A 25,950-nucleotide genomic window follows, 5' to 3' on the forward strand; every position below is an offset into this window, starting at 1 on the left:
GCATGAGCCTGCGTTTTCTTCCCTGGTCCTTTGCCCTCGCGCTGCTGGTTGGCTGCAGCACCGTGTCCGCGCCGCATGTGCAACGCAAGGGCAACCTGTCGCCCACTGCCGAGGCCGGCCAGGCGGCCGAGGTCGCCGCCGATGCCGCCCGTGACGCCCAGGGGGCTCCACAGGCCGTGATCCGCCGCGGTACCGGTACCATGATCAACCGCGAAGCCGCACGCGCACCGGCACCGGCGTTGCATGGCGCCAGCACTGGCGAGGCCACCTTCAACTTCGAAGGCGAGTCTGTGCATGCGGTGGTCAAAGCCATCCTGGGTGACATGCTGGGCCAGAACTACGTGATCGCACCGGGCGTGCAGGGAACGGTCACCCTGGCCACGCCCAAGCCGGTGTCGCCGGCACAGGCGTTGAACCTGCTGGAAATGGTGCTGGGCTGGAACAACGCCCGCATGGTCTACAGCGGCGGCCGCTACAACATCGTCGCCGCCGACCAGGCCCTGGCCGGCACCGTCGCGCCGAGTACCGCACCGGCGGCCAGCGCACGTGGCTTCGAAGTGCGGGTGATCCCGCTGCAGTTCATCTCCGCCACGGAAATGAAGAAGGTGCTGGAGCCGTATGCGCGGCCCAACGCCATCGTCAACGTCGACAGTGGCCGCAACGTGATCACCCTCGGTGGCACCCGCGCCGAGCTGGAAAACTACATGCGCACCGTCGAGATCTTCGACGTCGACTGGCTGTCGGGCATGTCGGTGGGCGTGTTCCCGATCCAGTCGGGCAAGGCCGAGCAGGTCGCTGCCGATCTGGAGAAGGTGTTCGGCGAGGAGAGCAAGACCCCCAGCGCCGGCATGTTCCGTTTCCTGCCGCTGGAAAACGCCAACGCGGTGCTGGTGATCACCCCGCAGGTGCGTTACCTGGACCAGATCCAGCAGTGGCTGGACCGTATCGATACCGCCGGTGGCAGCGCCCGCCTGTTCTCCTACGAGCTGCGTTACATCAAGGCGCGCGACCTGGCCGAGCGCCTCAGCGAAGCCTTCGCCAGCAGCGGCAATCGTGGCGGCTCCAGCCCCGCATCGCTGGCGCCCGGCGCGATTCCATCGCAGCTGGGCAGCGACGGCGAGCGCGGCATGGACAGCAACAACAGCAGCAGCTTCGGTTCGACCCCGGGCAGCAGCTCCGGCAGCGGCAACAGCGGCAGCATGAACCTGCCGCAGCGCCAGTCCGGCAACGTCAGCGTCAGCCTGGAAGTGGAAGGCGACCGCGTGGGCGTGTCGGCGGTGGAGGAAACCAACACCCTGCTGGTGCGCTCGACCCCGCAGGCCTGGCGCTCGATCCGGGAAGTGATCGAGAAGCTGGATGTGATGCCGTTGCAGGTGCACATCGAAGCGCAGGTGGCCGAAGTCGCGCTGACCGGAGACCTGAAGTACGGCGTCAACTGGTTCTTCGACAATGCCGTGCTCGGGCAGAAGCTGACCGGCGCCCTGGGCGGCGTGACCCTGCCTGCCGCCGCTGGCGGTTCCTGGAGCAGCTTCGCCGGTGCAGTGACCGGTGGCGAAGGCCTGGGCTGGGCGTTCACCGGCCACAACGGCGCGGCGGTGGTGAGCGCGCTGGACAAGGTCACCGACGTACGCCTGCTGCAGACTCCCTCGGTGTTCGTGCGCAACAACGCGGAGGCCACACTCAACGTGGGTGACAAGGTACCGATCAACACCACCACGGTGAACACCGGCCTGGGCACTGGTACCTACAGCTCCGTGCAGTACATCGATACTGGCGTGATCCTGAAGGTGCGCCCGCGCGTGACCCGCGACGGCACGGTGTTCCTGGACATCGTGCAGGAAGTGAGCAGCGCCTCCGAGGTGCCGGAGAACTGCAACCCGACCGAGCGCAACTGCAACCCGCGCATCTCCACCAAGAAGCTGTCGACCGAAGCGGCGGTGCAGAGCGGCGACACCATCATGCTGGCCGGCCTGATCACCGATTCGGCGACCGATGGCAGCAGCGGCATTCCCGGCCTGAGCCGGATTCCGGTGGTGGGCGCCCTGTTCGGGCAGAAGACGCGCACCAGCCGTCGTTCGGAAGTGATCGTACTGCTGACCCCGAGCATCGTGCGCAACGGGCAGGAAGCACGCACGCTGACCGACGAGTACAGCCAGCGCTTCCGCGCGATGGAACCGCTGAACCAGCCGCGCGCGAAGAAGTAAGGGGTTTATGGCCGGGCTGCGCCCGGCACCCGCAGAGGCCGGAGCTGGAGCAACAGCAACAGCAACAGCAACAGCAACAGCGGGTTTTACTGAGGGATGGCGGGGCGGTGTGGGTTGGCAGGACACGCCGTAAACCCGTCCCAGGGGGCTCGATGGCGCCATCCATGGCGCCAACGGTCCTGCCAACCCACACCGCCCCGCCTCTGACAGATTCCCGTGGCTGTTGGTAGGTGTCGACCTTGGTCGACACGGTAGATCCACGCCATGCGTGGATGACTGTCTGTCAGATTTCGAAATCAGGAAATGGGGTCAGATCCGTTTTCCGAAGGAAAACGGATCTGACCCCCAGGAGCCATTCCGGCAGATCGCAGAAATCTGTCGAAGGCGGGGTGGGTCCGGTTGCGGGGGCGTGAGCGCCATGGATGGCGCGACCGAGCCTACAGGGACGTATTTACGGCGTCCCCCGCAACCGGACCCACCCCGCCAACTCCAAGGAACCCAGCTTCTGCTTCGGCTGTTGCTGTTGCTCCGACCCCGGCCTGAAGCGGGTGCCGGGTGCAACCCGGCCGATACCCTCCCAGTGCTAGGCTGTGGCCACCGACAACCACGGAGGCGGGATGGGGGCGATCGTGTTGTTGCCGCTGTGCGTGGACGATGCCGCGCTCGACCGCTGCCTGGCTGCACTGGATGCCGGCACCGCGCCGGGCACCGCGGTCTGGTTGGCCGACGATGCGCAGACCGGTCCGCGTGCGCAGGCGGTGGTGGAACACTGGTTGGCGCATACGCCACTGCAGGCCGAATACACCCGCCGCGCGCGGCCGCTGGGGGAAGTGGCGCATCTGGACGAGATGCTGCGCGCCTGCGATGGCATGGACGTGGTCGTGCTGGCCCCGGACAGTGTGCCGGCACCCGGTTGGCTGCAGCAGCTGCAGGATGCCTTTGCCCGCGACGCCGCGATCGCCACTGCAACCCCGTGGTGCAACGCGGGTGAAACTGCGGCCTGGCCGCGCTTGGGCGAGATCAATCCCGAGCCCGATGACGCAGAACTGCTGGCTCACGTCTGTAGCGGGCTGCCGACGCTGCACCCGGAACTGCCATCGGCGGTCACCCATGCGGTGCTGGTGCGTGGCAATGCACGCCGTCGCGCCGGTGGCCTGGATGTGGACAGCTACGCCGGCTGGAACGCGGCCCTGGTCGACCTCAGCCTGCGCATGGCCGGCCTGGGCTGGCGCAACGTGCTGTGCGAGACCGCCTTTGTCAGCCGGGCTGGCGAGGCGGTCAGCCGTGATGGCGACCTTGAGGCGCTGGCTGCGCGTTGGCCCGGCTGGGTGCCGCGCCTGGCAGATTTCCTGATGCACGATCCATTGCACGGGCTGCGCGCCGACCTGCAGCAGCGCATGCGGCAGGCGATAATGCCCAGGGAGCAGGGCGACCTGTTCGTTCCTTCCGCACCGGAGCCCCCCGTTTGAATGCTGCCATCGCCGCCATCGTCGTCACCTACCAGAGTGGCAGCACCATCGATGCCTGCCTCTCGCGCCTGCGCCAGGCGCAGGACGTGGCCGAGATCCGGGTGATCGACAACGGCTCGCTGGATGGCACGCTGGATATCGTGCAACGGCACGCCAGCCACGACCCCCGCGTGCGTTTTGTCGGCAATCCTGACAATCCCGGCTTCGCCGCTGCCAACAACCAGGGGGTGGCCGATTCGCACAGCCCGTGGCTGGCCTTCATCAACCCGGACCTGATGGTGGAGCCCGATACCTTGGCCGAGCTGCGCAGCCGTGCCGAAGGGTTGGGTGATTGCCTGCTGGGTGTCGAGCAGCTGGACGAGCATGGCCATGCCGACGAGGCGGTGCGCCGTCGTGATCCGGATTTTCTGTTGATGCTGCGTTCGCCGGGTAGAGGCTCGAAGCTGGCGGTTCCGCGCGACCCCCAGCAGCCGCTGCAGCGGGTGCCGGCACTGTCCGGTGCGCTGCTGATGATGCCGCGTGCGCTGTTCGACCGCATCGGTGGCTGGGACGCTGGCTACCGCCTGCACGCCGAAGACCTGGACCTGTGCCGGCGCGCACGTGAGGCTGGCGCGGTGGTGGCGATCGCCAACGACCTGCAGGTCACCCATGTGCGTGGTGTCTCCAGCCGCTCACGACCGTTCTTCGTTGAATGGCACAAGCACAAGGGCCTGTGGCGCTATTTCCAGAAGTTCGAAGCGAAGCAGCGTTCGCTGCCGGTGCGGGTGGCGGTGTGGTGCGCGATCTGGGCCCACGCTGTGATGCTGGTGCCGCGCCTGTTGCGCCGGTCCCTGTAGAGCCGAGCCCACGCTCGGCCACACGAGATCCGTCGGTAGATCCACGCCATGCGTGGATGGGGTGCCCGATCGGTAGCGCCGAGCCCGCGCTCGGCTGCATGGATAGGGGCATCCATGCAGGGTGTGGATCCACGGGCGGCGCCCCCGGTTCACCCGTCCGGGCGCATAATCCGCCCCATGCCTATCATCCAGTCCCTGCTCGACACCGACCTGTACAAGTTCACCATGATGCAGGCGGTGCTCCACCAGCACCCCGGCGCGCAGGTGCAGTACCGGTTCAAGTGCCGCACCCCCGGCATCGACCTGGCCCGTTACATCGACCAGATCGACGAAGAGATCAACCACCTGTGCAGCCTGCGCTTCAGTGACGCGGAACTGGACTACATGCGTGGCCTGCGCTTCGTGAAGCCGGACTTCGCCGATTTCCTCGGTCTGTTCCACCTGGACCGCAAGTACATCCAGTTGCGTGCCTCGAAAACCGTGCCCGGCGAGATCGAACTGGACATCACCGGCCCGTGGCTGCACACCATCCTGTTCGAAGTGCCGCTGCTGGCGATCATCAACGAAGTCTGGTTCCGCAATACCACCACGGCTGACTTCGCCGAAGGCGAGCGCCGCCTGCAGGCCAAGGCCGCGCTGCTGCGCGATACCCCCGGTTTCGAACAGTGTCGCATCGCCGACTACGGCAGCCGCCGGCGTTACTCGCGCGACTGGCATGCGCGCCTGCTGCCGCTGCTGCGCGATGCGCTGGGCCCGCAGCTGGTGGGCACCAGCAACGTGCACTTCGCCCGCCTCTACGGCATGACCCCGCACGGCACGATGGCGCACGAGTACCTGCAGGCGTTCCAGGCGCTGGGCCCGCGGCTGCGTGATTCGCAGGTGGCGGCACTCGAGTCGTGGGCGCGCGAGTACCGCGGCGACCTGGGGATCGCGCTGTCCGACGTGGTCGGCCTGGACGCGTTCCTGCGCGATTTCGACATGTACTTCTGCAAGCTGTTCGACGGTGTCCGCCATGACTCCGGCGATCCGTTCGACTGGGGCGACCGCATGCTGGCGCACTTCCAGCAGCGCCGGGTCGACCCGCGCAGCAAGGTACTGGTGTTCAGCGATGGGCTCGACATCGCCAAGGTCATGCGCCTGTACGACTACTTCCGTGGTCGCTGCCAGGTCGCGTTCGGCGTCGGCACCCACCTGACCAATGATCTGGGTCCGACGCCGCTCAACATCGTCATCAAGATGGTTCGCTGCAACGGCCAGCCGGTGGCCAAGCTCAGCGATTCGCCGGGCAAGAGCATGTGCGACGACCCGGGTTACCTGGCTTACCTGCGCCAGGTCTTCGAGCTGCCGCAGCCAGCGTAACCGCGCCGGCCTTCAGTGCTGCTTACAGGTAGTCGACAACGACCAGGTAGGCGCCCTGCAGCGGCTGCTGCTTCGAGGCCTGCACGCTGTAGCGCTCTGAGAAGGCGATATCGCCGGCGCGCATCGCGCTGGCCGACACCGACAGCTTCTGCCCCTGGCGCTTGCCATCGCGCAGCGTTGCGGCCTGGCCATCGGCCAGCGCCGTCACAGCCACCGTCGAGCCCTTGGCCGACGGCGGGCAGGCCGCCAGGCTCAGCTCGCCCTGGGACAGGTTGGTCGTGCAGCCCGGTTCGACGATGCGGCCGCTGAAGCGGATGCTGCCGCTGCTGGCCTGGGCCACGGCACTGATGGACATCAGGGCCACGCACAGCAGAAGGGAGGTTCTCATGACACGTTCTCTGGTTCGGTGTGTCCTAGTTAGCGACAGCTTCGATCAGCCTTTAATAGGACGATTCCGAATCTGCTAGGCCCATCACCAAGAAAGAGTGATGCGCATCAAAGAAGCCGATTTCCACCTGAAAAAGGCCTGTTTCCGTGCATGCCGAACGCGCCACCTGAAGCGTCATCCAAGGTCGTTTCCGACCTGATCCGGCGACCGTCAAATCCCCGCACCTTTGAGGTCATCATTTCGCCTAGCACGTCACATTTGCAGCGTCAATGAATTGACGTTCAGAAAAATAATGAGACTTTCATCACACTTGTGCATATACTTGCGTCACGGATTCAGGGGAACGTATGTCCGAATCCGGCCACAGGTGAGACGCAAGGATGGGTCTTGTTCGCCCGGCAGTGCTCCTTGCTTCCTCCTCTACTTCCATCTCTTCAGTAGGGTTAGGTAAAAGCGAATGCACAAGATCAACCTCATCGCCGCTCTGATGCTGGCCGCCGCTCCGCTGGCCGCCAACGCCGCCGACGGCACCATCACCTTCACCGGCAAGGTGACCGACAAGACCTGCACCATCTCGACCCCGGGCGGCAAGGACTTCGCCGTCAACCTGCCGACCGTGTCGAAGAACACGCTGGCCGCCGCCGGCAACGTTGCGGGCCGTACCCCGTTCGCGATCAACCTGACCAAGTGCAGCGCCGGCAACGTCGCTACCTACTTCGAGCCGGGTTCGACCGTTGACTTCAACACCGGCCGCCTGCTGAACCAGGCCTCGGCCAACGCTGCCACCAACGTGCAGCTGCAGCTGCTGGGCTCGAACAACCAGGTCCTGCCGATCAAGGCTGCAGGTGCTGGCCAGGCCCAGACCAACTCGCAGTGGGTCACCGTCGGCACCGACGGCTCGGCCGACCTGAACTACTACGCCGAGTACTACGCCACTGCCGCCGCCACCCCGGGCGACGTCACCAGCAGCGTCAAGTACACGATCATCTACAACTGATCGCAGCCGTACCCGCATTGGCCGGCGTACGCGCCGGCCAGTGCCTCGCGGCCTCTGGCCCCATACCTCGAGCGTAGTACTTCCGATGAAAGCATTCTTTCCCCGGGCGCTGCTGCTGGCAGCGTTCACGCTGCCCTTCTGCCAGGACGCACTGGCCGGCGTGGTGGTCAATGGCACGCGGGTGATCTATCCGGCGCAGGCGCGCGAAGTCACCGTGCAGGTCGACAACGTCGGCGACTCGCCCGCCCTGGTCCAGGCCTGGATCGACAGTGGCGACGCCAACCAGACCGCCGATACCAGCGACGCCCCGTTCGTACTGACGCCGCCGATCGCGCGCGTTGAACCGGGCCGCAGCCAAGCGCTGCGCGTGATCTTCTCCGGCGCGCAGCTGCCGACCGATCGCGAGTCTGTGTTCTGGCTCAACGTGCTGGACGTTCCGCCGTCGCCGGACAACGCCGACAGTGGCGACCAGAACTACCTGCAGGTTGCGTTCCGTTCGCGCCTGAAGCTTTTCTACCGGCCGCAGGGCCTGAAGGGCGTCGCCAACGACGCGCCGGCAGCGCTGCGCTGGACGCTCGCCGGCGATCGCCTGCGGGTGGAAAACCCGAGCCCCTTCCACGTCACCCTGGCTGAAGTGCACGCCGTGACCGGCGGCACCGAAAAGGCCGTCGAGGACAAGGGCGCAATGGTTGCACCGAAGCAGAGCCTGGAGTTTGCCGCACCGGCGGGCACCAGCCAGGTCCGCTTCATCACCATCAACGACTACGGCGGCCGGGTGGAACACACGATCCGCCTCGGCAGCACCGGGGGCTGAACGCGCCGCGCTGGCCCACGGCCCGCGCATCCCGCCACCGCCGCCGTGCGGCGAACTGAAGGAATGTCAGTGTGATCGGAAACAGATTGACATTGTCGATCCATCAGGCGCTTTGCCTGCTGGTTGCTGGCGTGGCCTGCCCAGGATGGGCGCTGGCTGCTCCGGCCAATCTCGGCGAACAGGCGCTGATGGCGCAGAGTGGTGCGGCCAATGCGCGTGCCCCGGAGTCGGCCCAGTTCAACTCCAGCTTCCTGTCTGGCCAGGCCAAGCAGGTCGATCTGGCGGCCTTCAGCAACGGCAACCCGATGGTGGCCGGCAACTACCGTGTCGACGTCTATGTCAACGGAGCCTGGCAGGGCCGCCGCGACCTGCAGTTCAAGGCCGATGCGCAGGGCCGCGTAGACGCCTGCCTGCCGCTGCCGATGCTGGAAGAAATGGGCGTGGACAGCGAGGCTGTGCTGCTGCAGCAGGACCCGTCCGTGCCGACCGACACGACCAGCTGCGTGCCGGTCCAGCAGCGCATGGCCAATGCCTATGGTGTCTACGACAGCGGCAACCTGCGCTACGACCTCAGCATCCCGCAGGTGTTCCTGCGCCGCGAGGCGCGTGGCTACGTCAACCCGGCACTGTGGGACCGTGGCATCAATGCCGGCTTCGTCGGCTACAGCTTCAATGCCATCGACAGCGACAGCCGCGTCGAAGGCGGCCAGCGCAACCGCAGTGCCTACCTGGGCCTCAACGCTGGCCTCAACCTGGGCGGCTGGCAGTTCCGCCACGATTCGAACCTGACCTGGTCCGAGGGCGACGGCCGTCATTGGCAGAGCATCGCGACCTACGCCCAGCGCGGCATCCCGCAGGTGCGCGGCATGCTCACCATCGGTGAGGCCTACACCACCGGCGAGCTGTTCGACTCGATCGGTTACCGCGGTGCCAGCCTGGCCAGCGACGACCGCATGCTGCCCGATTCGCTGCGCGGTTACGCGCCGGTCGTGCGCGGCATCGCCGAGACCAACGCGCGCATCGAAGTGCGCCAGAACCAGCAGCTGATCTATTCCTCGACCGTATCGCCGGGCAGCTTTGTCATCGACGATCTTTATCCGACCGGCTATGGCGGCGACCTGGAAGTGAGCGTGATAGAGGCCGATGGCCGTCGCCGCGAGTTCAAGGTGCCGTTCGGTTCGGTGCCGCAGATGCTGCGCGAAGGCGTGTCGCGTTACTCGCTGACCGCCGGCCAGGTGCGCAACAAGCTGCTGGCCGATGAGCCGTGGCTGGTGCAGGGCACCTACCAGCGTGGTATCGGCAACCAGCTGACCCTGTACGGCGGCAGCGCACTGAGTGACGGCTACCTGTCGCTGCTGTACGGCGTTGGCCTGTCCACGCCGGTCGGCGCGTTCGCCGCCGACGTCACCCATGCGCGTACCTCGTTCGATCACTACGGCAACCACACCGGTGCCAGCGTGCGCCTGAGCTACAGCAACATGATCGGCGAGACCGGGACCAACCTGACCCTGGCCGCCTACCGCTATTCGACTGAAGGCTTCTACAGCCTGCAGGACGCACTGTACGGTCGTGATTCGGACAAGCGTGGCATCGATCCGACCACCCGCGGCCGCCAGCGCAGCCAGTTCCAGGTGACGCTGAACCAGCCGCTGGGTCGTCGCGGCGGCGCGCTCTACCTGACCGGTTCGGTGCGCGACTTCTACGATCGCCCCGGCACCTCCAAGCAGTACCAGGTCGGCTACAACAACGCCTGGCGCTCAGTGAACTATGGCTTCTCTGCGCTGCGTACCGAAGAGGGCGTTCTGGGCCGTTCCGATACCCAGTACCTGCTGTCGATGAGCGTGCCGCTGGGCCGTGGTACCCACCCGGTATCGTTCAGCGCCGACCTCGGCGTGCGCGATCGCGGTGGCTACGACAACAGCCGCGTCGGCATCACCGGTTCGGCCGGCGTCGACAACAACTTCAGCTATGGCGCCGCCCTGTCCGACTCGCGCGAAGGCGGCACCACCGCAGTCGGCAACGTCGAATACCGCAGCCGCTATTCGGCATTGAACGCCACCTACAGCCACTCGCGTGATTTCCGCCAGGCCTCGGTCGGTGCCAACGGCAGCGTGGTCGTGCATCCAGGCGGCTTCACCTTCACCCCGCAGCGTGGCGACACCATGGTGCTGGTGGAAGCGCCGGGCGCACGCGATGCCATCGTCAGCAACGCCCCGGGCCTGCGTGTCGATGGCCGCGGCTACGCGGTGGTCCCGTACGTGTCGCCGTACCGCCTCAACACCGTCACCCTCGACCCGCAGGGCATGGCCCACGACGTCGAACTGGAGAGCACCAGCCAGGCGATCGCACCGTTCGCCGGTGCCATCAGCTACCTGCGCTTTGATACCCGCAAGGGCAACGCGCTGCTGATCCAGGTACGCAACCCCGATGGCCGCAGCATGCCGTTCGGTGCACAGGTCAAGGACGAGCAGGGCCAGCCGGTGGGCATGGTCAGCCAGGGCGGCCGCCTGTACGTGCGCAGTGAAAAGAACCAGGGCCGCCTGCTGGTGGAGTGGGGCGCGGGCGCCGATCAGCGCTGCACCGTCGATTACCAGGTTCCGGCGGACGCCGATGCGTCCAAGACCGGCTTCATCCCGCTGGAGGCAGCATGCCGATGATTTCTTCCCGTGGCCGCAAGGTGCTGGCTGCAATGGCGCTGCTGGGCGGTGTTCTGCTGGCGCAGCAGGCCAGCGCAGCCTGCCGCATCCAGATCAATGGTTTCGTTGCGCAGGACGTGCAGATGGACATGGGGCAGATCGTGATCCTGCCCAGCACCCCGGTGGGTGGCGTGATCAAGGAAATCAGCGTGCCGATCAACCAGCAGAACAGCGTCGCCCGCTGCGACTATTGGTATGGCGGCAGCTCGACCGGCGAGTATGTCAATGCCCCGCAGAAGCGGCCAGTGGCCGGCTTTGCCAACGTCTACGAGACCGGTGTCGCTGGCGTAGGTATTCGACTGTTCCGCGACTCCGGCGCGATCCAGACCTACTACCCGCATTCCATCAACTTCGGTGCCAACTCCACCATCTCGCTGATCGGTGGCCAGTTCCGCATCCAGCTGATCAAGACCGCCACGCAGACCGGTTCGGGGGTGATCGCACCCAATGGCCGCTTCACCACCTATTACTTCGATGGTGATGGTCCCAGCCGCCCGGTACTGACCTCGACCTTCAGGGGCTCGGGCACCACCGTGGTCAGCCCGACCTGCGAAGTGCAGGCCGGCAGCCGCAACATCGCGGTCGATTTCGGCAGCGTGGCCAACACCACCTTCACCGGCGTCGGCTCGCGCGCGGTCGACCGTGACTTCGAGATCCGCCTGAACTGCCAGGGCAGCAACGTGGCCGCATACCAGAGCAAGATCGGCATCCGCCTGGATGCCGATCAGGACAGCTCGAACATGCCCGGCGTGCTGAAGCTGAGCGCAGCCACCAACAGCGCTACCCGCATCGGCATCCAGATGGTCCAGCGCGACGGCAGCAGCGAGCGCGAAGTGCGCTTCGGCCAGACCATCAGTGTCGGCACCACCACCACCGGTACCAGTGTCATGAGCCTGCCGCTGCGGGCCCGCTATGTGCAGACCCAGGCCGGCACCGTCGGTGCCGGCACCGCCAACGGGCAGGCGACGTTCACGATCCAGTACGAGTAGTACGCGCTTTCCATTGCTGAGTTTCGAGCCTCACGTCGCCCGTTCCGCGGGCGGCGTTGACTGCGTCTTGATCCCGCAAACGTGAAGATCAGGGCTATCATTGCCGTACAGAAACATGAATGTGATGTACGTCATGAAAGTGACCTCCTTTTCACCGCAGCGCCTCCACTGCCGGGCTTTCCGCCCGGTTGAGGGGCAATGAAAGGATCCGGCGTGCCTGCGACCCACCTTGCCATTGCCGGATTGCCCGCCGAGTTCGTCGAGATGCGCAGCGGAGGCCTGTACTGGGTGGTGGCCGCCGGCAGCGCGCCGACGGACCTGCTCGGTGCCGGCGTGCTGGCCACGGCCGAGGCACTGGATGAAGCCGTGCTGGTCACGCTGGGGCGGGGGGCCGAATCGATGCTGGCGCTGCTGGCTGCCGACCAGGGGCCGGCCCGCCTGCGGCTGTTCCAGCGTTCGCACCATGGCATGCAGCAGGCGCTGCGCGGGCTGACCGGCGATCTGCCGCGCACCGCCTCGGCGCGCACCCGGCTCAGCCTGGTGCAGTTTCCGGTGGCGGCGCTGGACGGCTGGGATGATGCCCGGCTGGCGCGCTGGTGCCAGCAGCTGCAGGAATGTGCCGTGCAGGCGCAGCAGGTGCTGCTGTTGCTGTGCCACGGCGAAGTGGCGACCCTGGCCCCGCGCCTGTTGGCATTGAACCGGATCTGCGCCGGTGTGGCCCAGCTGCATCCGCATCGTGGTGCCCTGCAGCTGCTGCTGCATTACTGGTCCAACAGCCATGGCGTGGTGGCCCAGCGATCGTTCGGCGTCGAGCAGGAAAGCTGCGGGCTGCGCCACCTGGCCGAGGCCGGTGCCGCCGAGACTGGGATCGATGCGACCAGTGGCAGCGACCGCGATGTCTTCCTGGCCCAGGCCGAAGTGCTGGAAGGTGCGCCGCCGTTGTCGGCGGCCTGGCGCCTGTATGACGGCTGGGCCGGATTGCTGCCGGCCGCGCTGCAGGCGCGCGAGGCCACCGTGGTGCTGGCCATCGACGAGAATGCCAAGGTGGATGCACTGGCCCGCCTGCTGCACCGCCTGCGCCGAGAACGTGGCAATGCGCTGAAGCTGGTGGTGCGCGAGCTGCAGCCCTGCCTGCGCTACGCCGATGAGCGGCTGCTGATGCAGTGCGGTTGCAGCCTGGTGGTGCCGTCAGCGACGCCCTTGCCGCGACTGCTGACCCTGCTGGAAACCGTGCAGCGGCAGCGTTGGCAGGGCCAGCTGGCTGAGGATCCGGAGCCGTTGATCCGTGCGCATCGGCCACCATCGGTGAGTGGCCTGGTCAACGCCGCACGCTTCCGCCAGATCGCAGGTGATCGCATCGACCAGGACGGTAGTGCGGTGGAAAGCGCCGTGCTGGCGCTGCAGCCGGTGGCCGGCCTGCGTGCCGAGCAGACCCTGCAGCAGCTGCGCATCCGCCGCCAGGGCGATCTGGCCTGTGTCTACCGCGGGCAGGTGCGCCTGTTCCTGTTTGGTTGCCGGCGTGATGCGGTCGAGCAGGCCCTGGGCAATCTGTTCCGCCTGCCCTGGCGCGAGCTGTTCGATGGCTACCAGCGCCTGGCCGAATATGACATTGCAGCGATGAATGCCCACGGCAGTGATCCTGAGGCCGAGGTGCTGCCCGAAGCACCTGCGGCCCTGCCGGCTGTGGCCCCGGCGCTCGAGGCGCCTGTTTTCACCGCCCCGAAGCCGCTGCGGCTGGGAGATCGCGCATGACCACCGACCAGCAACTCTGGACCCTGATCGTCGCCTGCGCGCTGGTGATGATTCCCTTCGGAGCCATGCTCGGCACGCTGTGGCGCGGGCTGCGCCGCCGTGCCGCACGCTGGCTGCCACCCCGCCATCTGCGCCGCGCCGGTGTACGCCAGCGTGCGCCGCGGAGGGCTGCATGAGTCCGCAGATGGCACCCGCATCTCCCTTCGCCTGGGCCGACCTGCGTGGCTGGAACCTGTACTTCCTGTCCAAGGTGGTACTGGCCTGGATGGGCGCGCTGGATCTGAAGATCCTGCCCAACCTGCTGTTCCTGGGCGCGCTGCTGATTCCGCTGCGCTGGCGCTGGGCACGCATCGCGCGCACCGTCGTCGCGGTACCGGTGGGCGTCGCGCTGTACTACCAGGACACCTGGTGGCCGCCGTTCCGGCGCCTGCTGGTGCAGCCGGGCGTGCTGGACTTCTCGGCCGACTATTGGCTTGAACTGGCCCAGCGCTTCATCAACTGGCAGATGGTGGCGGTGCTGGTGATGCTGGTGCTGGCCTACGTGCTGCTCAAGCCGTGGCTGCGCATCACTACCCTGAGCGTGCTGGGCATGCTTGGCCTGGCCGTGATGGCGATACCGATGCCGGCGGGCTGGAACTGGGGGCAGGGTACCGCCACCGCAGCCACCGCCAGCACCGGAGGCACCTCAGGTGGCGGCCTGCCGCCGGCCAACAACGAGACGCTCAATGCATGGCTGGCCAGCTTCTACCAGCAGCAGGCCAGCCTCAAGACCAGCTTCCCCGCACCGGGCAGCGGCGCGCCGTTCGACGTCATCATCCTCAACATCTGCTCGCTGGCATGGAGCGATCTGGATGAAGTGGGGCTGCGCCAGAACAACCTGCTCGACCACATGGACGTGGTGTTCGACGACTTCAACTCGGCAACCGCCTACAGCGGCCCAGCAGCGATCCGCCTGCTGCGCGCCAGTTGTGGCCAGACCTCGCACACCGCGCTGTTCGATCCGGTGCCGGCCGAGTGCCAGCTGTTCTCGAACCTGCAGCATCTAGGCTTCCAGAGCGAGCTGGCGATGAACCATGACGGTCACTTCGACGACTTCATCGGTGAACTGCACCAGTACGGTGGGCTGCAGGCGCAGCCGATGGACATCAGCGCGTTTCCCAAAGCGCTGGTGGCGTTCGACAAGTCACCGCTGCGCCGCGATGGTGATGTGCTGATGGCGTGGTGGAAACAGCGGCTGGCCGGGACCAGCCAGCAGGTGGCGCTGTTCTACAACACGATCTCGCTGCACGATGGCAACCGCATCGTCGGCGCCGATGGCCGTTCGAATGCCGCCGACTACAAGGCACGTGCGGAAATGGTGCTGGGTGACATGGCCGGTTTCGTCGATGCGGTGGAGAAGAGTGGCCGCCGCGCGATGATCGTGGTGGTGCCTGAGCATGGCGCGGCCCTGCATGGCGACCGCATGCAGATTCCGGGCATGCGTGAGATTCCCAGTCCATCGATCACCCACGTGCCGGTGGGCGTGAAGCTGATCGGCATGGGCGCGCCGGCGGCCGGCGGCCCACGTCATGTGCCCGAACCGAGCAGCTACCTGGCGGTGTCCGAGCTGGTGTCGCGTGTGTACGCGCTCAATGCCCAGTCGCCGCCGAGCGAGCGCAACTGGGACAGCCTGCTGAAGGGGTTGCCGCAGACACCGTCGGTATCGGAGAACGAAGGCGCCAAGGTCATCGAGTACGCCGGCAAGCCCTGGCTGCAGCTGCAGGGCAGCCAGACCTGGAGCCCCTACCCGGAGGAGGCGCGCTGATGCCTGCCGACATTCTTGCCGTGCCGGTCACACTGTCCGTGGAAGAGGATGACATCGACCTGCTGCGCCGCAGCCTGGACATGCCGGGCTTGCCCTACGTGGACTTCTCGGCCCAGCAGGAACGTGCACGGGCGCTGGCGCGCTGGCCGTTGCTGGCCGAACTGGAGCCGCGCCGATGAGCACCGTGTTGTCGCTGCAGGGCATCCATGGCGGAACCGGCGTCACTACGGTGCTTGCCGCGCTGGGCCAGGGCCTGCACGCCCAGGGGCAGCGTGTGCTGCTGGTCGAATGCAGCCCGGACCAGATGCTCGGCCTGCACCTGGGTCTGCCTGCCGACGTGGACAACGGTTGGGCGCGCGCGCAGCTGGACGGTACGGATTGGCGTGATGCCGCCTACGCCGTCGCAGCAGGACTCGCGGTGCTGCCCTACGGTCGTGTCGACGCCGAGGCCGCGATGCACATCGAACAGCAGCTGCAGCAGGCACCGGCCACCTGGGCCGAACGCATTCCGCTGCTGGAGGCCCAGTTCGACTGGATCCTGTTCGACCTGCCGCAGCGCCTGCCGGCGCACGCTGCGGCCATCAACCAGCACGCGCGCTGCACGCTGCCGCTGCGCCTGGCCTGTGTCGATCCGGTCAGCCATGTGTTCCTGCAACGACAGCCGGATGACACTCGCCTGCTGCTGGCCAACCGCTATGACCCGGTCATTCCGGTGCAGCGCGACCTGATGCAGCTGTGGCTGCACGCGCACGGGGCGCGGCTGGTGCCGCAGCCGCTGCACGAGGATGCGCGGGTGCCGTCCGCATTGGCCAGCAAGCAGCCACTGGGCCGCTATGCGACCGATTCGCTGGCTGCTGCCGATGTGGATGGCTTGGTGCTGTGGTGCCTGGCGGAGGCCGCACGGCGCCAGGCCGCGGCGGGAGGACGCTGATGGGTGCCCGCGTCTATTACCTGGACTGGGGACGCCTGCGTGAGCGGGTGCATGCGTCCTGGCCGACGCGGGCAATGCTGTGGCTGCTGCAATGCGTGGGCTGGGCGTTCCTGCGCCTGGAAGGGCCGGCGTGGCAGGCACAGGCCCCGCGCCTGCGCAACGCCTTCCCGCAGATCCAGGGCGACCGTCGCTGGCGCCCGGGCGATCCGTTGCGGTTACTGATCCAGGCCATGTGGCTGTCGGTGGTGCGGTTGGTACCGCAGCCTTCGCTGAGGCGGCAGCGGTTGGCCCAGGCCCGGCGCGAACGCATTGCCGAACTGCGTGGCGCGGCCGGTCGCGGCCGCCTGCGCTATCTGCGCGCCATGCGCGATGCGCCCAGTGAATTCTGGAACAGCCGCGTGGCGGCCTGGTTCGGCCGGAAGGTGGGCAGCCTGTCGCCACGTTCGCGGCACCTGCTGACCCTGCTGGTCGGGTTGGCCACGCTGGGGCTGGCGGCGCTGTGCATCACCCAGCCGTTCACCTATCTCGCACAGTTCGTGTTCGTTGCACTGCTGTGGGCCATCGCGCTGCTGGTGCGGCGCATGCAGGGGCGCTATGCGACGCTGGTGCTGGTGGTGCTGTCGATCACCGTGTCCTGCCGTTACCTGTGGTGGCGCTACACCGCCACGCTGAACTGGAACAGCACCTTCGACCTGGTCTGTGGCGTGGTGCTGCTGGCGGCGGAAACCTATTCGTGGCTGGTGCTGATGCTGGGCTACGTGCAGGTGGCCTGGCCGCTGCGTCGCCGTCCGGCGCCGTTGCCGGCCGATATCCGCCAGTGGCCGACGGTGGATGTGCTGATTCCCACCTACAACGAAGACCTGGCGCTGGTGAGGCACACCGTGTACGCAGCAATGGGCCTGGACTGGCCGGCCGACAAGCTGCGCATCCATATCCTCGATGATGGCAAGCGCGAAGAATTCCGCGCATTCGCCGAGCGTGCCGGGGTCAACTACATCACCCGCGCCGACAACCGCCATGCCAAGGCCGGCAATCTCAACCATGCGTTGACCCTGATCGATGGTGAGCTGGTGGCCATCTTCGACAGCGATCACCTGCCGGTGCGTTCGTTCCTGCAGATCACCTGCGGCTGGTTCCTGCGCGACCCGAAACTGGCGCTGGTGCAGACCCCGCACCACTTCTTCTCGGCCGATCCGTTCGAACGCAACCTGCAGGTGTTCCGCAGCGACCCCAACGAAGGCGAGCTGTTCTACGGTCTGGTGCAGGACGGCAACGACCTATGGAACGCGGCGTTCTTCTGCGGCTCCTGCGCGGTACTGCGGCGCGAGGCCATCGATGCCATCGGCGGGTTTGCCACCGAGACCGTCACCGAAGATGCGCACACCGCGCTGCGCCTGCATCGCAACGGCTGGAACTCGGCCTACCTGCGCATTCCGCAGGCGGCCGGCCTGGCCACCGACAGCCTCGGCGCGCACGTCAACCAGCGCATCCGCTGGGCACGCGGCATGGTGCAGATCTTCCGCATCGACAACCCGCTGCTGGGCAAGGGCCTGAGCTTGTTCCAGCGCTTCTGCTACGCCAACGCGATGCTGCATTTCCTGGCCGGCATTCCGCGCCTGGTGTTCCTCACCGCGCCGCTGGCGTTCCTGCTGCTGCACGTCTACATCATCTACGCACCGGCACTGGCCATCCTGCTGTTCGTGGTGCCGCACATGGCCCACGCCAGCCTTACCAACGCGCGAATCCAGGGCAAGTACCGGCGACCGTTCTGGGGTGAGGTGTACGAGACCGTGCTGGCCTGGTACATCGCACGGCCCACCACCGTGGCGCTGTTCAGCCCGGACCGTGGCAAGTTCAACGTCACCGACAAGGGCGGTACCCAGGCCGGTGATCGTTTCGACTGGCGCGTAGCGCAGCCCTACCTGGTGCTGGCGCTGCTGAACGTGCTGGGCCTGTGCTTTGCCGTGTGGCGCTTCATGCATGGGCCGCTCGACGAACGCGGCACGGTGGTCGTCAGTTCGCTGTGGGTGCTGTACAACCTGCTGATCATCGGTGGGGCGCTGGCGGTGGCCGCTGAAGTGCAGCAGGTGCGGCGCACGCATCGCGTCACCACCCACCTGCCGATGGCGCTGCAGGTACCCGATGGCCGCCGCCTGCGCGGCGTGCTTCAGGATTACTCCAACGATGGCGTGGGCGTCGAGCTCGGCGAAGACGCACAACTGGCCGAAGGCCAGCGCGTGCAGGTGCTGCTGGGGCGCGGCCGCCGCGAGTTCGCGTTCCCGGCGCGCGTGCAGCGCACGGTCGGCCAGCGACTGGGCCTGCTGCTGCTGTTCGAGAACGAACGCCAGCGCGTCGAGTTCGCCCAGTGCACCTTCGCCCGCGCCGATGCCTGGCTCGACTGGCACGCCGGTTACCAACCCAAGAGCCTGCCGCGCAGCCTGTGGAGCGTGCTGGTCCTGGGCTGGCGTGGCTATCGGCGGATGGGTGATTTCGCACCGTTCGACCTTGACCGCCCGGCACACTGGAACCGTCGCCTGCTGCGATGGCTGGCCAGTTTTGCTCCGCAACGTCCGCTTCCTTCCCACCCGGCTGACCCAGCCGCTGATCCAGGGCTTCGTCCATGACCCTTCCGTCCTCTCTGCGTTGGCTGCTGCTGCCCCTGCTGGCCCTGCCCGTGGCGTCAGGCAACAGCGCGCCTGCCCCGGCACCGGCCACTCCTCCCACCACGGCGCCTGCCGCGCCACCGATGCCGAGCGTGCCGGCCGCACCCGCCACCACGCCTGCCGCCGGTACCGAGCCCGCGCTGGCGCAGACCTGGGCGGGCAGCGCCTGGCCCTGGCAGCGGCAGAACACCTTCGCGCAGCTGGGGCGTCGCCAGGACACGCTGCTGTCGGGGGTGCGCAATGCCACCACCTTCGAGTTCCAGGTGCGCCGTGACCGCCTGGTCCGCGATGCGGAACTGGATCTGAGCTTCACGCCTTCACCATCGCTGCTCCCGACCCTGTCGCACCTGCGGGTCTACCTCAACGACGCGATGATGGGCGTGGTGCCGATCAGCAACGACCAGCTCGGCCGCCCGGTGCAGGCCAAGCTGCCGCTGGACGCACGCCTGATCGCCGATTTCAACCAGGTCCGCCTGGAGTTCGTCGGTCACTACACCGACATCTGCGAAGAGCCGACGCACAGCTCGCTGTGGGTCAACCTGTCCAGCAACAGCACGCTGCGCCTGGGTGGCCAGCCACTGGCGATGCAGGACGACCTGGCCAACTTCCCGCTGCCGTTCTTCGACCCGCGCGATACCGCACGCCTGGAACTGCCGGTGGTGTTCGCCGCCGCACCGAGCCTGGCGCAGCAGCGCGCGGCGGCGGTGATGTCCTCGTACTTCGGCAGCCTGTCCGGCTGGTGGCGCCAGGCGCGTTTCCCGGTCAGCTTCGGTGCGCTGCCGGACAAGGGCCACGCGGTGGTGCTGGCGGTCAACGGCAGGTTCCCGCCGGTGATCGCCAACCATGCCCCAGTGAAGGGCCCGATGATCGAACTGATGTCGCTGCCGGAGGATCCGCAGCGCAAGCTGCTGCTGGTGCTGGGCCGCAACGATGAGGATCTGCAGAAGGCGGTGGCCGCGATGGCGGCCGGCAACGTGCTGTTCCGCGGCCGTCAGGTCAGCGTCGACGAGATCAAGCCGCTGGCCCCGCGCAAGCCGTACGACGCACCGAACTGGGTGCGTACCGACCGCGCCGTGCGCCTGGCCGAACTACTCGACTATCCGCAGCAGCTGCACGCCAACGGCGTGTCGCCGCAGCCGATCACGGTCAACCTCAACCTGCCGCCGGACCTGTTCATCTGGCGCAACCAGGGCATTCCGCTGAACCTGCGCTACCGCTACACGCCGCCGTTCGGCAGCGATGAGTCGCGGCTGGGCGTTGCAATCAACGACCAGTTCATCTCCAGCTTCCCGCTGGTGCGCCGCAACGGCAAGCAGGGCCTGGAGGAAATCCGCCTGCCGGTGCTGGCCGGCGATGCCGGTGCCGATGACGGGCGCCTGTTGATTCCGGCGCTCAAGCTGGGCGACCGCAACCAGCTGCGCTTTGATTTCAACTTCGCCAGCGTGATGGGAAGTGCACAGCGCGATCATTGCCAGACCGTGCTGCCGCCCAACCTGCAGGCAGCCATCGAGGAAGACTCGACCATCGACTTCTCCGGGTTCCATCACTACATGGGCCTGCCGGACCTGTCCGCGTTCGCACTCAGCGGTTTCCCCTTCACCCGCATGGCCGATCTGTCCGAGACGGTCGTGCTGGTGCCGCCCGGCGCCAGCGAAGCACAGGTCAGCCTGCTGTTGAACCTGATCGGTGGGCTGGGCGTGCAGAGCGGCTACCCGGCCTATGGCCTGCGCCTGTCCGATGACTGGAAGCAGGCCAGCGCGCTGGATGCGGACCTGCTGATGCTGGGCGCCCTGCCTGCCGAATTGCGCGGCAGCCAGCAGCTGTCGCTGCTGATCGACGACCAGCGCGCACGTCTGCTCAACGGCCAGTCGCCGTCGCCGCAGCAGGCGATGGAACAGGCGCGCCGTGGCAGCCGCGATGGCGACCCGGCGGTGACCGAAGTGGCAGTGAGCGCGCAGGCGCCGTTCGCCGCGATCATCGGCATGCAGTCGCCGAGGCATGCGCAGCGCAGCATCGTTTCGCTGGCCGCCAGCAACGCCGCCGACTACGGCCTGCTCGACGATGCACTCAGCGATACCGGCAAGCGCGAAGCCATCGCCGGTTCGGTGGCGATCCTGCGTACCTCGGGCATCCACAGCCAGTTCGTCGGCGATCACTACTACGTCGGCGCGCTGCCGTGGTGGCTGCTGCTGTGGTACCACCTGGCCGACCACCCGGCACTGCTGGCGGTGCTGGCCACGCTGGTGGTGCTGATGGTCGCCTTCCTGTTGTGGCGCACGCTGCGCTGGGTTGCGGCCAAGCGCCTGGACCCGGGGCACTGATGGCACGCACTCGGCATCCGCTGGTCACCGCTTCCGGCCTGGTCCTGTTGGGACTGGCCGGTGCCGGGCCATGCGCGGCGCAGACCTTGTCCGATACACCGGGCGGAACCGTCGCCGAGCAGCGCCAGTGGTTGCTGCAGCAGGTGCGCATCGGTGAGGCCACCGGTCGCCAGAGCCTGATCGAAGACGCGCTGGCGCGGCTGCGCATGCTGGCACCGGATGATCGCGGCACGCTGGTGGCGATCCTGGAAGTGCAGTTGTCGCAGCAGAAGCTGCAGGATGCCGAGGCGACCCTGAAGCGCCTGCGCGAGATCGGCGCGGGTACCCGTGAACTGGCCGCCGGCGAACGCCTCTGGCAGGCCTACCGTGGTGACCTGCAGCAGGACCTGCAGCAGGCGCGTCTGTTCGCTGCCGGTGGTCGCAGCGCCGAAGCGCTGGCGATCTACCGGCGCCTGTTCAACGATGAGCCGCCCGGCCTGCAGCTGGGCCTGGAGTACTGGCGCCTGCGCGGCGCCCAGGCGGATGGGCGTACACAGGCGATCCGTGCGCTGAGCGAACTGGACCGCAGCTATCCGGGCAATGTGCCGTTGCTGCAGGCGCTGTCGCAGATGCTGTTCGCGGCCGGCCGCGATGCCGAGGCGCTGGCCGCGCTGCAGCGCATGGGGCGCAATCCGGAAGCGCGCGGCATGGCGGCGGACGCCGAGTGGGCCTACCTGAAGGATCAGCCGGCCGATGACCGCAGCGTACGCAGGCTGCAGGACTTCATCACCCGCAACCCGACGTTCGCCGACATCGCGTTGGTGCGCGAGCGCTACACCGACCAGCACAAGCGGGTCAGCGACCCGGCGTGGCGCGCCGGTCTGCGTGGCCAGCAGTTGCTCGATGCAGGCCGCAATGAAGAGGCCGAGCGCGCCTTCCTGCAGGCCCTGCGCGGTTATCCTCGCGAGCCCGACCTGCTGGGGGGGCTGGGCATGGCGCTGATGCGCCAGGGCCGCCGCGAGCAGGCCATCAACTATTTCCAGCGTGCGGTGCAGGCCACCCCGGCCGGTGACAGCAACGACAAGTGGCGTGACCTGATCGCCAGCACCCGCTACTGGCTGCAGCTGGACCAGGCCGACGCGGCGCTGGCGGCCGGCCGGCTGGACGAAGCCGAGCGCCTGTATGCGCAGGCGCGTCGCCAGCAGCCCCGCGACGTCAATGCTGCACTGGGCCTGGTCGACGTGGCCGTGGCCCGTGGTGATGACGCCGCGGCCGAACGCCAGTTGCAGGTTGCCCGGCGGATGGCCCCCAACGATGCCAACGTGATCCGCAAGCTGGTGCAGCTGTACGGCCGCACCGATCCTCAACGGCTGGAAGCCTTCATCAACGCATTGCCCGCTGCCCAGCGCAGGTTGTATGCCGAAGACCTGCGCCAGCTGCAGATCAGTCGCTTGCGTGAGCGTCGCGAGCAGGCGCTGGCTGCCGGGGATGCAGGCACTGCGATCACGCTGGGACAGCAGCTGCGCGGCGAACTGCCGGGCGATGCATGGCTGGCCTATGCGCTGGGCAACGAGCTGCGCGCCGCCGGCCGGCAGGACGAAGCCGACGCGGTGGTGGCCGACATGGCCACGCACAACGACAGTACCGAAGCGCGCTACGCGCAGGCGCTCTATCTGTCGGGATCCGATCGGCTGCCGCAGGCGCTGGCGGTGCTCGATGCGCTGCCGCAGGCGCAGTGGGACGATGACATCCGCGCGCTGTCGGCGCGCCTGCAGCGGCAGCAGCTGGTCGATCATCTGTGGGATCTGCGTGCGCAGGGCAGGGAGGCCGAAGCCATCGCGCTGCTGCAGCAGCAACCGCCCAGCACCGACAACGATCTGCTGATGGCCGAATGGGCGCGCCTGCGCGGCGACCACGCGCAGGCGCTGCACTACTACCAGCGCGTGCTTGCTGCACAGCCGGGCAACGTGGATGCGCAGCTGGGCCAGGTACAGGCCTGGATCGGCACCGGCGATCTGGCCAGCGCACGCCGCCAGATGCAAGACGCACCGCCAGCAGTGGACGATGCCGAGATCGGCCAGCAGCGCCAGCTCGCCACGATCTGGACCGACCTGCGCGAGGACACGAAGGCGCTGGCGATCCTGCGCGCGCTGCTGGCGCGCAAGACCGGGCCCGACGCACAATCCTGGCGTGATGCGGCACGGCTGGTGCGCCGCGATGATCCACAGCAGGCGCTGGACATGTATGCGCAGGCGATGGCCGACAACGGCCTGTTGGCCCCCAGCCAGGCCGCGCCGCGCGACAACCGCGCGCTGACCCTGGCCAGCCGCGAGACGGCCGGCGATGACTGGTTGCGGCGCAGCCTGCGCAGCGACGTGGAGACCCTGTACCAGCAGGAGAATCCCACCCTGACGGTGATGCAGGACACCGGGCGCCGTAGCGACGGAACCCCGGGTATTTCGCGGCTGTCGCGCGATACCCGCATCGCGCATCTCGACGCGCCGTTCGCCGGTGGCCTGGGCTGGGCGCGCATCGAGCAGGTGAGCTTCGATGCCGGCCGCTTCCAGACCGACGGGAACGGGGCCTACGACGAGGATTTCGGTAGCTGCGACCTGGATCTGCTGCAGGCTGACAACAGCCGCCTGCGCGCACCGGGTTGCACCCGTTTCGTGCACCAGCGGCGCACCTCCGGCGCCGGCTTCGCCGTGGGCTGGCGCACCCTGGATGACCGCTGGAACTTCGATATCGGCCACACCCCGTCCAACTACGTGGTCGGCAACTGGCTTGGCGGTATCACCCTCAATGGTGACCTCGGGCGCTTCGGCTGGGGCGCCACGGTGTCGCGGCGGCCAATGACCAATTCGCTGCTGTCGCAGGCCGGTGCGGTTGATCCGCGCAGTGGCATCAGCTGGGGCGGCGTCACCGCCAACGGCGTGACCTTCAGCCTCGGCTACGACCAGGGTGGCCGCGATGGCGTGTGGTCGAACTGGAGCTGGCATCGGCTGACCGGCCACAACGTGGCCGACAATACCCGTGCACGCGCGATGGTGGGCTGGTACCACAAGCTGATCCAGCGCCCCGACATGCGGCTGGATGTGGGCACCACCGCGATGTACTGGCGCTACCAGAAGGACCTGGGCGGTTACTCGCTGGGCCAGGGCGGCTACTACAGCCCGCAGCGCTATGCGTCGCTGAGCCTGCCGGTCAGCTTCGCCTGGCGCAACGACGTGTGGTCGCTGCGCCTGGATGGCTCGGTAAGTGTGTCCAGTGCGCGTACCTCGTCGATCAGCCGTTTCCCCGACCAGGCATTGATCGAGCGCGTGATTGCACAGCTCGAGCCGCAGTATGGCCCCCTGCAGCTGGACGAGGCCGGCCTGTACACCGGCGACAGCAGCAGCACCGGCACCGGCTACCGCCTGTATGGTGCGGTCGAGCGCCGCCTGGGCGACCACTTCGTGCTGGGTGCCGCCGGCACGCTGCAGCGCAGCCGCGATTTCTCGCCGAATTCGTTCCAGCTCTACCTGCGCTACACCTTCAAACCGTGGCAGGGAAACCTGCCATTGCCCGTATCGCCACTGGTGCCGTATGGCGAATTCCGCTGACCTGCGGCGACGTCGCCTGCTGCAGGCGGCCGCCACGCTGCCGCTGCTTGGCTGGTGCAGTGCGCAGGCCGCGCCCGCACCGCGCTGGCCGGCGTGGCAGGTACTGCTCGACAGCAGCCTGAGCCGCGACGGACGCATGATCGATCGCAGCCAGGACGATCAGCGCAGTACCTCCGAAGGCCAGTCCTATGCCTTGTTCTTCGCCCTGGTCGACAACGACCAGGCGCTGTTCGACCGCATCCTGGGCTGGACCCAGGACAACCTCGCCGAAGGCGACATGGGCAAGCGCCTGCCGGCCTGGCTGTGGGGACGCGATGACGCCGGAGCGTGGCGGGTACTGGATGACAACCCGGCCTCGGACTCCGATCTCTGGCTGGCCTATGCGCTGCTGGAAGGCGCGCGGCTGTGGCGCCGTCCCGCGCTGAACGCCATCGCCGAGGGCATGCTCGCCCAGGTGCGGGCACGCGAGATCGTGGACCTGCCCGGGCTCGGCCCGATGCTGTTGCCGGGCCCACAGGGATTCGTCGAAGGGGACGCCACGCGTGTCAACCCCAGTTATCTGCCACTGCCGCTGCTGCGCCGCTTTGCGGTGGAGGATCGCGGTGGGCCGTGGCAGGCACTGGCGCGCAACAGCGTGCAGCTGTTGCAGCAGAGCAGCCCGCACGGGTTCGCACCGGACTGGGCGGCGTGGAAAGGCGATCGCTTCGTCGTCGATCCGGTGCGCGGTGCGGTCGGCGGCTACGATGCGATCCGCTGCTACACCTGGGCAGGCATGACCGCGCCGCGCGATCCGTTGTTCCGCACGCAGCTGGCGGCCCTGTCCGGGCCGCTGCAGCGCCTGCGCAGTGGTGCGCCGATGTGGGAAAAGATCGACACCCGCAGTGGCCAGGGGCAGGGCGAAGGCAACTACGGATTCCGTGCGGCCCTGCTACCGTATCTGATCGCGCAGGGCGACACGGAGCACGCGCAGTCGCTGCGGGCCAGCCTGCCCAGCGCCGAACAGCAGCGTGCTGATGCACCGGCCTATTACTCGCAGATGCTGGCCCTGTTCGGCTTGGGCTGGGCTGAAGGACGCTGGCGTTTCGCCGCCGACGGCCGCCTGCAGCCGCGCTGGTAGCTGCAGTGCTGCGGGGTCGGATCCCATTG

18 protein-coding genes are annotated in these 25,950 nt (G+C 67.5%); 17 read left to right on the forward strand and 1 reads right to left on the reverse strand.

Annotation, left to right across the window (positions count from 1 at the left end; all coding sequences use genetic code 11):
* Positions 1-2 precede the first annotated feature (2 nt).
* The 4 genes from gspD to pncB all read left to right on the forward strand — a co-directional run bounded on the left by gspD (position 3) and on the right by pncB (position 5,868).
* Positions 3-2,204 carry a type II secretion system secretin GspD gene (gene gspD / locus AASM09_RS03015; RefSeq protein WP_049428809.1) on the forward strand — a complete coding sequence of 734 codons (2,202 nt, stop codon included), beginning with the start codon at positions 3-5 and terminating at the stop codon, positions 2,202-2,204.
* Positions 2,205-2,821: 617 nt separating this feature from the next.
* Positions 2,822-3,673, forward strand: coding sequence for a glycosyltransferase family 2 protein (locus tag AASM09_RS03020; RefSeq protein ID WP_049429475.1), 852 nt, complete (start codon positions 2,822-2,824; stop codon positions 3,671-3,673).
* A complete protein-coding gene (locus AASM09_RS03025) occupies positions 3,670-4,509 on the forward strand; it encodes a glycosyltransferase family 2 protein (protein WP_049429476.1) in 840 nt (279 codons plus the stop codon). Before AASM09_RS03020 ends, AASM09_RS03025 begins: the two co-directional genes overlap by 4 nt.
* A gap of 177 nt (positions 4,510-4,686) precedes the next feature.
* On the forward strand, positions 4,687-5,868 hold the full coding sequence (pncB, locus tag AASM09_RS03030; protein ID WP_049429477.1) for a nicotinate phosphoribosyltransferase: 1,182 nt from the start codon (positions 4,687-4,689) through the stop codon (positions 5,866-5,868).
* Between the two features lie 22 nt (positions 5,869-5,890).
* On the opposite strand, the gene AASM09_RS03035 is transcribed toward pncB, so the two are convergent.
* A complete protein-coding gene (locus tag AASM09_RS03035; protein WP_033834854.1) occupies positions 5,891-6,256 on the reverse strand; it encodes a hypothetical protein in 366 nt (121 codons plus the stop codon).
* A 457-nt stretch (positions 6,257-6,713) separates the two neighbouring features.
* Here AASM09_RS03035 and AASM09_RS03040 point away from each other — a divergent pair, with 457 nt between their 5' ends.
* The 13 genes from AASM09_RS03040 (at position 6,714) to bcsZ (ending at position 25,921) form a co-directional block, all read left to right on the forward strand.
* Positions 6,714-7,253, forward strand: a complete 540-nt coding sequence (locus AASM09_RS03040) for a fimbrial protein (protein WP_033834853.1) — start codon at positions 6,714-6,716, stop codon at positions 7,251-7,253.
* 85 nt (positions 7,254-7,338) lie between these two features.
* Positions 7,339-8,067 carry a fimbrial biogenesis chaperone gene (locus tag AASM09_RS03045; protein WP_049429478.1) on the forward strand — a complete coding sequence of 243 codons (729 nt, stop codon included), beginning with the start codon at positions 7,339-7,341 and terminating at the stop codon, positions 8,065-8,067.
* A 92-nt stretch (positions 8,068-8,159) separates the two neighbouring features.
* Entirely contained in the window at positions 8,160-10,724 is a 2,565-nt protein-coding gene (locus tag AASM09_RS03050; protein WP_049429479.1) for a fimbria/pilus outer membrane usher protein, read from the forward strand.
* Positions 10,715-11,752 carry a fimbrial protein gene (locus AASM09_RS03055; protein ID WP_049429480.1) on the forward strand — a complete coding sequence of 346 codons (1,038 nt, stop codon included), beginning with the start codon at positions 10,715-10,717 and terminating at the stop codon, positions 11,750-11,752. Before AASM09_RS03050 ends, AASM09_RS03055 begins: the two co-directional genes overlap by 10 nt.
* A 213-nt stretch (positions 11,753-11,965) precedes the next feature.
* Positions 11,966-13,504, forward strand: a complete 1,539-nt coding sequence (locus AASM09_RS03060) for a BcsE family c-di-GMP-binding protein (RefSeq protein WP_049429481.1) — start codon at positions 11,966-11,968, stop codon at positions 13,502-13,504.
* Complete coding sequence (gene bcsF, locus AASM09_RS03065; protein WP_049429482.1) at positions 13,501-13,680, forward strand: cellulose biosynthesis protein BcsF; 180 nt, start codon at positions 13,501-13,503, stop codon at positions 13,678-13,680. The genes AASM09_RS03060 and bcsF overlap by 4 nt, the downstream gene beginning before the upstream one ends.
* Complete coding sequence (bcsG, locus tag AASM09_RS03070; protein WP_049429483.1) at positions 13,677-15,308, forward strand: cellulose biosynthesis protein BcsG; 1,632 nt, start codon at positions 13,677-13,679, stop codon at positions 15,306-15,308. The genes bcsF and bcsG overlap by 4 nt, the downstream gene beginning before the upstream one ends.
* Positions 15,308-15,487 carry a cellulose biosynthesis protein BcsR gene (gene bcsR / locus AASM09_RS03075; RefSeq protein WP_049402398.1) on the forward strand — a complete coding sequence of 60 codons (180 nt, stop codon included), beginning with the start codon at positions 15,308-15,310 and terminating at the stop codon, positions 15,485-15,487. Before bcsG ends, bcsR begins: the two co-directional genes overlap by 1 nt.
* Positions 15,484-16,239, forward strand: a complete 756-nt coding sequence (gene bcsQ, locus AASM09_RS03080) for a cellulose biosynthesis protein BcsQ (protein ID WP_049429484.1) — start codon at positions 15,484-15,486, stop codon at positions 16,237-16,239. The genes bcsR and bcsQ overlap by 4 nt, the downstream gene beginning before the upstream one ends.
* Positions 16,239-18,863: a UDP-forming cellulose synthase catalytic subunit gene (gene bcsA / locus AASM09_RS03085; RefSeq protein ID WP_100443765.1), complete on the forward strand. Its 2,625-nt coding sequence runs from the start codon at positions 16,239-16,241 to the stop codon at positions 18,861-18,863. Before bcsQ ends, bcsA begins: the two co-directional genes overlap by 1 nt.
* Positions 18,860-21,223 carry a cellulose biosynthesis cyclic di-GMP-binding regulatory protein BcsB gene (gene bcsB, locus AASM09_RS03090; protein WP_180848831.1) on the forward strand — a complete coding sequence of 788 codons (2,364 nt, stop codon included), beginning with the start codon at positions 18,860-18,862 and terminating at the stop codon, positions 21,221-21,223. The genes bcsA and bcsB overlap by 4 nt, the downstream gene beginning before the upstream one ends.
* The gene (gene bcsC, locus AASM09_RS03095) at positions 21,223-24,804 is read left to right on the forward strand and encodes a cellulose synthase complex outer membrane protein BcsC (RefSeq protein ID WP_049429486.1); all 3,582 of its coding nucleotides are present in this window, start codon (positions 21,223-21,225) and stop codon (positions 24,802-24,804) included. Before bcsB ends, bcsC begins: the two co-directional genes overlap by 1 nt.
* Positions 24,788-25,921: a cellulose synthase complex periplasmic endoglucanase BcsZ gene (gene bcsZ / locus AASM09_RS03100; RefSeq protein WP_049429487.1), complete on the forward strand. Its 1,134-nt coding sequence runs from the start codon at positions 24,788-24,790 to the stop codon at positions 25,919-25,921. Before bcsC ends, bcsZ begins: the two co-directional genes overlap by 17 nt.
* Positions 25,922-25,950: the final 29 nt, after the last annotated feature.

This window comes from Stenotrophomonas maltophilia, from assembly GCF_039555535.1.
In the GTDB taxonomy this organism is placed as follows: Bacteria; Pseudomonadota; Gammaproteobacteria; order Xanthomonadales; family Xanthomonadaceae; genus Stenotrophomonas; species Stenotrophomonas maltophilia_Q.

Coding starts and splice junctions, on each gene's coding strand:
- bcsA (WP_100443765.1), top strand. CDS start 16,239: ATGGGTGCCCGCGTCTATTACCTGGACTGGGGACGCCTGCGTGAGCGG.
- AASM09_RS03035 (WP_033834854.1), bottom strand. CDS start 6,256: ATGAGAACCTCCCTTCTGCTGTGCGTGGCCCTGATGTCCATCAGTGCC.
- AASM09_RS03055 (WP_049429480.1), top strand. CDS start 10,715: ATGCCGATGATTTCTTCCCGTGGCCGCAAGGTGCTGGCTGCAATGGCG.
- bcsB (WP_180848831.1), top strand. CDS start 18,860: ATGACCCTTCCGTCCTCTCTGCGTTGGCTGCTGCTGCCCCTGCTGGCC.
- AASM09_RS03040 (WP_033834853.1), top strand. CDS start 6,714: ATGCACAAGATCAACCTCATCGCCGCTCTGATGCTGGCCGCCGCTCCG.
- gspD (WP_049428809.1), top strand. CDS start 3: ATGAGCCTGCGTTTTCTTCCCTGGTCCTTTGCCCTCGCGCTGCTGGTT.
- bcsC (WP_049429486.1), top strand. CDS start 21,223: ATGGCACGCACTCGGCATCCGCTGGTCACCGCTTCCGGCCTGGTCCTG.
- bcsG (WP_049429483.1), top strand. CDS start 13,677: ATGAGTCCGCAGATGGCACCCGCATCTCCCTTCGCCTGGGCCGACCTG.
- AASM09_RS03045 (WP_049429478.1), top strand. CDS start 7,339: ATGAAAGCATTCTTTCCCCGGGCGCTGCTGCTGGCAGCGTTCACGCTG.
- bcsF (WP_049429482.1), top strand. CDS start 13,501: ATGACCACCGACCAGCAACTCTGGACCCTGATCGTCGCCTGCGCGCTG.
- bcsQ (WP_049429484.1), top strand. CDS start 15,484: ATGAGCACCGTGTTGTCGCTGCAGGGCATCCATGGCGGAACCGGCGTC.
- AASM09_RS03020 (WP_049429475.1), top strand. CDS start 2,822: ATGGGGGCGATCGTGTTGTTGCCGCTGTGCGTGGACGATGCCGCGCTC.
- bcsZ (WP_049429487.1), top strand. CDS start 24,788: ATGGCGAATTCCGCTGACCTGCGGCGACGTCGCCTGCTGCAGGCGGCC.
- bcsR (WP_049402398.1), top strand. CDS start 15,308: ATGCCTGCCGACATTCTTGCCGTGCCGGTCACACTGTCCGTGGAAGAG.
- pncB (WP_049429477.1), top strand. CDS start 4,687: ATGCCTATCATCCAGTCCCTGCTCGACACCGACCTGTACAAGTTCACC.